General features: G+C 47.7%; 7 protein-coding genes and 1 pseudogene. 4 read left to right on the top strand and 4 right to left on the bottom strand.

Going from position 1 to position 10,225, the window contains the following annotated elements; all coding sequences use genetic code 11:
• Nucleotides 1-263: 263 nt before the first annotated feature.
• The 3 genes from RIC07_RS27405 to RIC07_RS27395 form a co-directional block, all read right to left on the bottom strand.
• Nucleotides 264-2,039 (bottom strand): 2-succinylbenzoate--CoA ligase, encoded by a 1,776-nt coding sequence (locus RIC07_RS27405; RefSeq protein ID WP_446397282.1) that lies wholly within the window; start codon nt 2,037-2,039, stop codon nt 264-266.
• 107 nt (nt 2,040-2,146) lie between these two features.
• Nucleotides 2,147-3,493: a cytochrome P450 gene (locus RIC07_RS27400; RefSeq protein WP_446397281.1), complete on the bottom strand. Its 1,347-nt coding sequence runs from the start codon at nt 3,491-3,493 to the stop codon at nt 2,147-2,149.
• 91 nt (nt 3,494-3,584) lie between these two features.
• Nucleotides 3,585-4,544: an o-succinylbenzoate synthase gene (locus RIC07_RS27395; RefSeq protein WP_446397284.1), complete on the bottom strand. Its 960-nt coding sequence runs from the start codon at nt 4,542-4,544 to the stop codon at nt 3,585-3,587.
• A gap of 321 nt (nt 4,545-4,865) precedes the next feature.
• Here RIC07_RS27395 and alr point away from each other — a divergent pair, with 321 nt between their 5' ends.
• On the top strand, nt 4,866-6,011 hold the full coding sequence (gene alr / locus RIC07_RS27390; protein ID WP_446397283.1) for an alanine racemase: 1,146 nt from the start codon (nt 4,866-4,868) through the stop codon (nt 6,009-6,011).
• A 213-nt stretch (nt 6,012-6,224) separates the two neighbouring features.
• Here alr and RIC07_RS27385 read toward each other — a convergent pair whose 3' ends face one another.
• Entirely contained in the window at nt 6,225-6,617 is a 393-nt protein-coding gene (locus tag RIC07_RS27385; protein ID WP_446397280.1) for a hypothetical protein, read from the bottom strand.
• A 274-nt stretch (nt 6,618-6,891) separates the two neighbouring features.
• Here RIC07_RS27385 and RIC07_RS27380 point away from each other — a divergent pair, with 274 nt between their 5' ends.
• From RIC07_RS27380 to RIC07_RS27370, 3 genes and pseudogenes are all read left to right on the top strand, one after another.
• A complete protein-coding gene (locus tag RIC07_RS27380) occupies nt 6,892-7,227 on the top strand; it encodes a hypothetical protein (RefSeq protein WP_446397279.1) in 336 nt (111 codons plus the stop codon).
• A 312-nt stretch (nt 7,228-7,539) separates the two neighbouring features.
• Nucleotides 7,540-10,071, top strand: a complete 2,532-nt coding sequence (locus RIC07_RS27375; protein ID WP_446397278.1) for a heavy metal translocating P-type ATPase — start codon at nt 7,540-7,542, stop codon at nt 10,069-10,071.
• Nucleotides 10,072-10,078: 7 nt separating this feature from the next.
• Nucleotides 10,079-10,225, top strand: a pseudogene (locus tag RIC07_RS27370) (IS607 family transposase); the annotation flags it as partial.

Genomic DNA, 10,225 nt, shown 5'->3' with positions numbered 1-10,225 from the left:
TCCTTGAATGGTTTATTTCCACGACAATCTTTTTCCCTAAATACGTCTTGAACTATACAATTCTTCTCTTCCTGGTCTACTTTCCTTCCTTGTCCTCCTTGTCTTGTCCCCACCCTAAAGTAAAAAACCTACACCTGTCAGGCTCCCCCTGCTCCCCCTGCTCCCCCTGCTCCCCCTGCTTCCCCTGCTCCCCCTGCTCCCCCTGCTCCCCCTGCTCCCCCTGCTCCCTACCCCCTCCACCAGACTTATTCAGCAGACCCTATTTAGGGCTTGCTGTCGGGTTCAGCCCTAGGCAAAAATTCTAAAGCCGTTGTTTTAACAGATTCATAATTCACTTTTCCTTGCTCATTGCGGGGTAATTGTTCAACAGGAACCCAATATTTAGGCTGCTTAAACCTGCTTAAGTCATTGATCAGTGCGGCTTTTAAAATATCCACAGAAACGTCCGATGCACAAGGAACGTAAACCGCTGTAACGGCTTGACCCCAATAATTATGCGGTATGCCAATCACACACACATCACGCACTAATTGGGTGGCTAAAATAGCCGCCTCGACTTCGGCTGGGAAAATATTTTCACCTCCGCTAATGATTTTATGACTGTGCCGTCCGACAATGGTTAGATATCCCTGCTCATCAAAAAATCCCAAATCATCGGATTGCAGCGTTGGGATTTTATCAGGCGTTGCATGACTATTGGCGCTTGGGGATTGGTGATTGGGGAAGTGTAGAAATGCGCCATTATTCGTCTGTAGGGGCGAGGTTTGATTCGCGCCAGTGGTTTCCTCAAAACTCGCCCTGATTCCTCTTTCGCTGCGCTCAAGGACATGGTTTTGAGTTAACTCTACACCTTCCTTATCTCCTGAAGAATAGTAACCCAATGCCAAAGACTCTGCTGCAATCGTGACAATTCCGATTTGATGCGTCCCCAAAAATTCCCCGGTTGTACTGCGAATGGTAACGTGGGCGTGAGGGAGAACTTGACCGCAACTATTATTCCCTGCTAGAAATGCGTCTGGTTTAAGAGTAACCACTTGAGACGCCGTTTCTGTCATTCCATAAGTTGGCGCTAAACGAATACCCTGTTGTCTCGCCTCAGTTAAGAGAGACTCCCAAGCTGGCGCACCACCTAACAAAACCGTGTGAAACTGGGATAACCAATTTGCTGCATTCGCACGGAGTAAGCGTTGTAATTGAGTTGGAACTAGGGAAATAAAAAAATCCCTTGGGTCAATCTCTCGTCCCTTCCCCGCCACCACCTCTTTAAAGGGTAGACTAGCAAACTGTCCTCCTGTGGTTAGCGATCGCAGAAATTGCATCAACCCACTCACATGATACACAGGCAAGACACAGAAGGAGTTCACTGGCTTTTGGTCAAAATACTGATGAAACCCTCGCACCGACGCCATTAAAGTATCCCAACTGTGCATCACGAAGCGAATCTTACCCGATGAACCCCCTGTAGGAATCATTATTCCAGGGTTCGTAGTAGGCACTTTAGTGCCATCAGCGTTCGTAGTAGGCACTTTAGTGCCATCAGCGTTCGTAGTAGGCACTTTAGTGCCATCAGCGTTCGTAGTAGGCACTTTAGTGCCATCAGCGTTCGTAGTAGGCACTTTAGTGCCATCAGCGCTAAAGCGCTGACTACAAACGCCCAATTCAGTGACACCCATTGTCGGTTCCGTCTTGATTATCCCTTGTCCCTTATCTTGGACGAATGACTCTTGACGAATCACCCGTGACAAATCTCCCCAAATTAAATCGGGTTGAACTAATGCTAAAACCTGCTGCCATTCCGGTTGTGTCCAGTTGGGATTGCCCAAAAATACTGAACAATTGGCAGTAATAGCGGCACTCAATGCAGCAAGGAATCGCCAAGGGTTAGATTCAGCCAGAATAATCTTAGGAATGGTTTTACATAGAGATAAGTTAGAAAATTGATCAAATAATTTCTGATTTATTTCTTTGAATTGCTTATTGTCAAAACCAATAAGCCAATCATTATTTCGCTGTTTTATATCGATTAAAATAGAATTCATTTCCTTAAACCCACCCCAACCAAAATTTAGGGCGGGTTTCGCATTTCAGTTAGGGGAAAAAACCAAAATTAATCCCTAAACCCGCCCCTACCAATACCCTGGTTCCCCTATCTCCTACCTTGCATAATTAACCTTACACCCGTGCTAGGCGCTAGGGTTACGCTCCGTCGCTGAGGTTGCTCAGGTTGCTGCTGTGCCAGAGTTAGTTGATACTGAGACACAATTTTGGCAAGGACTAATTTCATTTCAAAGAATGCCAAAGCTTCACCAATACAGCGACGTGTCCCACCGCCGAAGGGGAAAAACTCATAGGGAGAAAACTTGCGTTCTAAAAAGCGTTCTGGCTTAAATTGATGAGATTCTGGATATAAATCCTGGCGATGATGAGTTAAATAAATACAGCCATAAACTCGGGTTCCTGGTTGTAGCTGATATCCCATCAGTTCAACAGGTTCTTTCACGGCTCTCGGTACAGTTAAGACAGCCACAGGATAAATCCGCAAGCTTTCCTGGCACACGGCTGTGAGATAAGATAAACGAGCAATGTCCACAGGGTCTGCTTGTTGACCGAGAGAGTCCAATTCCTGCAACAGCTTGTTTTGCACATCAGGCGATCGATAAACCCAATACAGCGCCCACGCGATCGCAGTAGCGGTAGTTTCGTGACCAGCTACTAATAAAGTAAACAATTCATCATGCAATTCTTCATCTGTCATGGGTTTACCTTCTTCATCCTCTGCCGATAACAGTAGGGTGAGAATATCTGAACCCGAAGAGTCTTTCTGTTGACGGCGCTCTCGAATTTCTGCATAGAGTAGCTGACTAATTTGCTGCTTTAAACGACGGAATTCACCCCAAGGTGTCCAATCTTTCTGTAGGGCTGGAAAAAAAAGTAATCCTGATGTGAAGGGAGATTTAAATTGATCCATCATGCTAGCAATTAGCCCTTTCAGTTGACCAAATCGCTCTGGATCATGAATACCAAAAACAGCATTTAAGATAACTTCTAAAGAAATTTCTTGAGCTAGAGAACGAGCCACAAAGATTTGACCGGGACGCACCTGCTGCATTACCTTATCCGTTAGGTCACAGATAAGTTGCCCATAAGTTCGGATGTGTTCGCCGTGAAACGGTGGCATTAAGAGTTTGCGTTCCCGGCGATGGCGATCGCCTTCTAACACAAATATTGAATGATCTCCAACAATTGGCTGCAAAAGCCTATCTGGAGGAGCTGTAAATTGCTTGGTATCGTTGGTGAAAATCTGTTGTAGGGCTTGGGGATGACTGACAAACAACATACAGGAATGATTGCCAATAACAGGGGCATTGAAAATATCACCATAGTGTTGCCCTGCTGCATCCATGTAATCCAGCGGCTTAGTAATCCACTGAATTTTTTGCCACCATTTGGGGGCTTTGGGTCCTTCGGGTTGTTTAGTTTTGACTTGAATCATAAGCTGTTGAGCCGTTGAATTGTGATTCTAAATTTCTCAAAGGGAATAGGGAATAGGCAACAGGCAATACAGAATTGAAACGCCCATCCACTTAGACAAACCAGTGATTAACTCCAAACCCAACTGCCCGATGGGGATGAGATAATTCTACAGCTAAATTGAGAACCGCTATTCTTGCGATCGCACTTTCAAAGACGGAGGAGAAAACCACGTCGATATCGTGGGCTTGACAAAATTGTCGGAGTTGTGTTGGAGATCCGGCGATCGCCGCTTTAATCACAAAGATTCCTCGCCATCCCTGCTGGTAACAGGTTTTGAGTTGGTTCAACGTAGCAACGGATTCATCAAGGGCGATCGCTGTTTTATACTGATCTTGGATTGCCCTGAGTGCGGCAAATTCCTCTGGTGGCAAGGGTTGTTCCAGAAACTCGACAATTCCCGCCTGATCTGATACCTTTAACCATTGTTGAGCTTGATGCTGTGTAAGTCCCCCATTCGCATCTAAGCGTAATTGAGCCGATGGGGGTAAGGCTTGAACCAATTGTTCAAACCACCTCAGTTCCGACTCCATCGAGGTTACACCAATTTTCCATTTAAACGTGCGATCGCCCTGTTGCCAACCTTCCTGCCAAGAGGTTAACGCGGCTTCTCCAGTGGGCAAAAGATAACTGTATTTCAGCGACGAATTGGGTAACGATAGGCTTGTTTTTTCTGTTTCAATACGACTCTCTCCCTTATCTTCCCCATTCCTTGCGACTAACCCATCCCACGCTGACTCAAAGCCAAACTGACAGGCGGGAAATTCAGCCGGAATCGAGAAAATATCGGTTGATGTAATCTGAGACGGGAACTGCTGACAAAAGGTTAAGGCTTGTTCTAAGGTTTCAGAACCAAACCAAGGAAGTGGGGCAATTTCTCCCCAACCCACTCGCCCCTTTTCATCCACCAAACGCAGGATAATCCCCTCGCGTACTTTCCAGATGCCATGATGAGTGGTTAGGGGATGTCGAAATTGGCGCTGGTAAAGATTAAACTCAAAACGATAAGTCACCGGAAACCTTAACGTAGTGGCGTGGCACACCTTAATTGGTGGATTAGCATTGTAGGGGCGCATGGCGTGCGCCCGGTTTAACCCTTCGACTTCGCGGCAATTGAGCCTGTCGAAATTCAGGGTTAAACGTCAAATCTATTCCACAATTTTAGCTGTGTCAGTCCAGTAATCGCGAAAGTCCTCACCTTCAGCGATAGCAGGGTACTTCACATCTGATTGTCCCATATCCCTCCCCCACCTCGTATGCTAGGCTGTGTGGCATTTCAGTAGTGATAGAGGAGTGGAGGAATAATGCAAGAACTCATCCCCACCGATGGGTTTATGCCCAATTTATGGGAAGTCTCCGGCGGATTAACCGAACGCACTTGGGTAGAAATCGATCGCGCGGCACTTGCCCATAACCTAAACCAATTAAAACAGCTTTTATCTGCCAAAACCCAACTCATGGCGGTGGTGAAAGCAGACGCCTACGGACATGGTGCGATCAGGGTTGCCCAAACCGCACTTGCCACAGGCGCTTATGGATTATGTGTCGCCACAGTAGAAGAAGGGATTCAACTGCGAGAAGCGGGAATTGACGCGCCCATCGTGATTTTAGGCGCAACCAATACCCCCGAACAAGTGCGTGCGATCGCGCATTGGCATTTACAACCCACCCTCTGTACACCCCAACAGGCTTTGGTTTTTTCCGATACCCTGAGTCGTAGTCAAACCCCCTTATCGGTTCATCTCAATATCGATACCGGGATGTCTCGCTTAGGAATGCCTTGGCAACAAGCCACAGAGTTTGTCCAATTAATCCAGCGATTACCCCATTTAGAACTAGCCAGTGTCTATTCCCATTTAGCCACAGCAGATAGTCCAGATCCCACGGTGATGAAACTACAGCATCAGCGATTTGAAGCGGCTATTGCCGAACTTCATGCTGCGAATATTGTCCCACCCTGCTTACACTTAGCTAACTCCGCCGCCACATTAACTGACCCCGCTTTGCATTACGATTGGGTTCGAGTCGGATTAGCGATTTATGGACTCTATCCTGCACCCCATTTACACCCAAACGTCAACCTAAAACCCGTCATGCAAGTCAAAACGCGGGTCACTCAAGTGAAAACAATACCTGCGGGGACGGGGGTGAGTTATGGCTATACATTCAGGACACAAAAACAGCTACGTCTAGCTGTAGTGGGTATCGGTTACGCCGATGGCGTTCCCCGGAATCTCTCCAATAAAATGACCGGATTAATTCGGGGTCAACGGGTGTCCCAAATTGGGGCGATTACCATGGATCAACTGATGTTGGATGTGAGTAATATTCCCGATTTACAGGTTGGTGAAATCGTCACCCTAATTGGACGAGACGGGGACAGGCAAATCTCTGTGGATGACTGGGCGATATCGTTAAACACAATATCCTGGGAAATCCTTTGTGGCTTTAAGCACCGACTCCCGCGTGTAGTGATTTAAAAGAACGGGTCTTCCGTAGTTAGTGTGCTAAATTGTTAGTTTGATTTGCCGGAACATGGGACAGCAATAGCTTTAACCAATTTTACCCGGATTTCAAGAGAGTTTTGAGGCGGTGAAAAGCGGCAATCATTGTGTGGCAAGCTTTCTGGTTCATTAAAGCTGATAGTTTAGCCCACTAAGTCCGGAAAACCCATATTTCGTCAGAACCACAATTCATCTAACAACGGACTTTTTCATGCTAAAAGCTGCTAACCCAGCTACTGCACCAGTACCTACAAATGCAGCTAAACCAACCGGATAAGCTCCTCCTGCAATTGCCAAACCTGCTGCTCCGGTTTGATGGTACACAGTTCCACCAGCAACTGCACCAACTGTTGCAAATGTGGCAGCTTCTTTTAGGTTTTTGGCGGCTTCCTTTGTCGCACCATGAACTGCCAGTCCAGCCACTGCACCAGCACCCGTAAATGCAGCTAAACCAACCGGATAAGCTCCTCCTGCAATTGCTAAACCTGCTGCTCCGGTTTGGTGATAGGCAACTGCACCAACAACTGCACCAATTGCTGCACAAGTTGCGGATTCTTTCGCATTGTCGATAGCTTCTAGCAATTTCGGTTCTCCTCAATATTTTGTCATTATCAAAGCTATATTTAGTATCTGTTGTAAGAAGGGTTAATGCCATAAAGCTGAGATAAACATGAGTAAAGATTCTGTGAACCCAAATTAGCTTATGCCTTCGATAACTCAACAAATATTTATATAGCATCCGCCAAATAGCGCAATAGTCTATAGCAGCTATTGCTGAGGTAATCACTCACCTGAATCAGCTAGTTTAGAGGTAAAAAGACCTAGAAAGCGTAAATCATAACAAAGGAGTAATCAAATGGACGAAGCTGTTAGAAAAATTGCGGCACTAGGATTCCCAGGAGTTATTCTCCTGATTGCAATGGCTACCACGGGTTTTACAGGAGCAGCGGCAATCACAGCCGCCTTAGCAATGCTCGGACCAGGAGGAATGATTGGAGGCATCATGTTCCTGGGAGTAATAGGCATAGCTACCGATGCCTTATCTAAATTTGGGCTGGAAGCTTTACTGGTGGGCGTATATCAAGATCGCCAGGAAAAGGGAGAAACCTTAGAGGCTCTTAAAAAGGAGATCAGTGGACTATTTATTTCTGATGACTTGAAGCGCAAGCTAAAAGAAGAGCTTGGCTGTTAAGCAGGCGACTTAAGACGAATGGCACGCTCAGATGAGGCTGGTGGGCAATGCCCACCTACGGAATATCAAGGGTTGTAGTGATCCGAAAAGGCTTATTTAACTGCCACCGGATAGGGAAAAACATAACACCTCCCGATCCCATCAAAAACACACCTCAAACCTCCAACCGATCATCGGCATTGTCATCAAAATATGATATTTGCCAGTGGCAGAGCGCATTGGCAAAATAATCCTTATCATTATCATTAAAGAGACGTATTAACAAAACTCAGCATTCAGGCATCGAAAGACCTGTCTGTATTAAAAACATCTATGCAAATTTCTCCCGAAAAAGCCGTCGATATCCCCACCCCAACCATTGAGCAAATGACGCTAGATGTTGGAGGAATGAAATGTGCAGGCTGTGTCAGTGCGGTAGAACGACAGCTAGAACAGCAACCCGGAGTTATTTCCGCCCAGGTTAACTTGGTTACAGAAGTGGCTGTGGTTGAGTATGAAGTCGGTCAGGCTGATCCCGCCACCCTAGCGGAAAAATTAACCGCAACCGGGTTTCCCTCCCAACCCCGTGACTCCCAAGCCGGGGAAACCTCAGAAGAACGCCTCACCCCGACTCAACGTCATGAACAAGAGGCAAAGGAACAACTGCGGCAATTAATAATTGCTGGGGTTCTGGTCATTCTCTCAACCATCGGACATATCGGTCATTGGTTGAATGGACCAATGCTACCCGTGTTTAGCACGATCTGGTTTCACTGGGGATTGGCAACCTTAGCCCTGCTAGGACCTGGGCGTCCAATTATCAGCGATGGCTGGCGCGGATTGCGGCATCAAACCCCGAATATGAATACCTTGGTAGGATTGGGAACCTTGGCGGCTTATGGGGCTAGCTGTGCCGCATTATTCTTGCCTCAATTGGGTTGGGAATGCTTCTTTGATGAACCCGTGATGTTACTCGGCTTTATCCTGCTAGGACGGACTTTGGAACAACGGGCAAGGCGTCAGGCATCCGCCGCTTATGAATCATTATTGGCACTGAAACCCAAGGTAGCCCGGTTAATTGGTAAATCCGCCCCCACAGCGACAGAACTGGGGATCGAGATTCCCGTGGAACAAGTTCGCGTGGGCGAATGGTTGCGGGTTTTGCCGGGAGAAAAAATACCCGTTGATGGCGAAGTGGTGGCGGGTCAGTCGTCGGTGGATGAGTCAATGTTGACGGGGGAACCCTTACCTGTTCTCAAGCAACCCGGTGATCCGGTTGCGGCTGGCACATTAAATCAATCCGGTGCGATCGCAATTCAAGCGACGCGCATTGGACAGGAAACCACGTTAGCGCAAATTGTCGCCCTGGTGGAAGAAGCGCAAACGCGGAAAGCCCCGGTGCAGAATTTAGCCGATAAAGTTGCCGGATATTTTACGTATGGGGTATTGACAATCGCCACCTTCACCTTCCTGTTTTGGGATCTGGTGGGGACAAAAATCTGGACTCAGGTTCTCGGTGAAGGAGACTCCCTGATGGGTGATTCAACCTCACCCTTACTCTTGAGCTTAAAATTAGCGATCGCGGTATTAGTGATCGCCTGTCCCTGTGCCTTGGGATTGGCAACCCCGACAGCGATTCTAGTCGGCACCAGTTTAGGGGCAGAACGGGGCTTACTGATTAAGGGGGGTGACATCTTAGAACGAGTCCATCAACTCGATACCATCGTCTTTGACAAAACAGGCACTTTGACCCAAGGGAAACCCACTGTAACCGATTGTCTGTCTATTGAGGAATGGGCAGAGGAGGAAGATGGGGAGACGGGGGGCACAGGAGCCGAGGTGTACAGTGAAAGCTCGGTCAGGGCTGGTTTTGAACAAAGCTTATCCTCAATAGCTGGCGCGAATTTCCTAAACCCGCCCCTACAGACGAATAATGGCATATCTGGTCACTCAAAACTCCTTCAACTTGCCGCCGCAGCCGAACGAGGCACAACTCATCCCCTCGGAGAAGCGATTTGTACAGCAGCAGCACAACAAGAGTTACCTCTATTAGCCGCCAAGGATTTTTATACCGAAGCCGGATTAGGAATATCTGCCCTAGTGGACAATCAACGGGTATTACTGGGGAATGAAGATTGGTTACGTCAGCAAGACGTAACTATTAGTGATACCGCCCAAGCACAGGCTCAAAACTTAGCGGCTGTCGGGAAAACCGTGGTGTATTTAGCCGTAGATGGAGAATTGGCTGGACTCATTGCCCTAACCGATTTACCGAAACCCGATGCCAAAACCACCGTAGAACAGCTACAGGCGATGGGACTGCGCGTGATGCTGCTAACCGGAGATCAACCCAATGCCGCCGTGATAGTGGCGCAACACCTTGCCATTGATCCAGCCAACGTTATGGCAGGTATCCGTCCCGATGGCAAAGCCGCCGCGATCGCCCAACTGCAAACCCAGGGAAACTGCATCGCCATGGTTGGAGATGGAATTAACGACGGTCCAGCCTTAGCCCAAGCTGATGTTGGCATCGCCCTGCAAGCGGGAACAGATGTTGCCCGGGAAACGGCGGGGATTATTCTCATGCAACCGAGCGCGACTAGCCCCCAAGCTGGCGGCTTGCTGGATATTGTCCAGGCGATTAAACTGTCTCGCGCTACCTTTAACAAAATTCGCCAAAATCTCTTCTGGGCGTTGGGATATAACACGTTGGGTATTCCCGTAGCGGCTGGTGTACTGCTACCTGGATTTGGTATCGCTCTTAATCCGGCTGTAGCTGGCGCACTGATGGCATTTAGTTCAGTGACTGTAGTTAGCAACTCTCTGCTATTGCGTCGAGGTTGGAACTCTGTAGACGGGGTGTAGAGTGTGGGGTTTGGGGCTTAACTTCAAACGCAAAAAGATGCTTGCCGTATTGGGACGAGTCATGTCAGGAGATGTCAAACGCCTTGTGGTTGCTCACAAAGACCGATTGGCGAGATTCGGATTTGACTTGTTTAGATGGCTCTGTGAACAAAAC

Origin of the sequence: Coleofasciculus sp. E1-EBD-02, assembly GCF_040218245.1 — a bacterium.
In the GTDB taxonomy this organism is placed as follows: Bacteria; Cyanobacteriota; Cyanobacteriia; order Cyanobacteriales; family Coleofasciculaceae; genus Coleofasciculus.
Note: the sequence above shows the minus strand (reverse complement) of the source record. Positions and strands in the feature narration are given on the sequence as shown.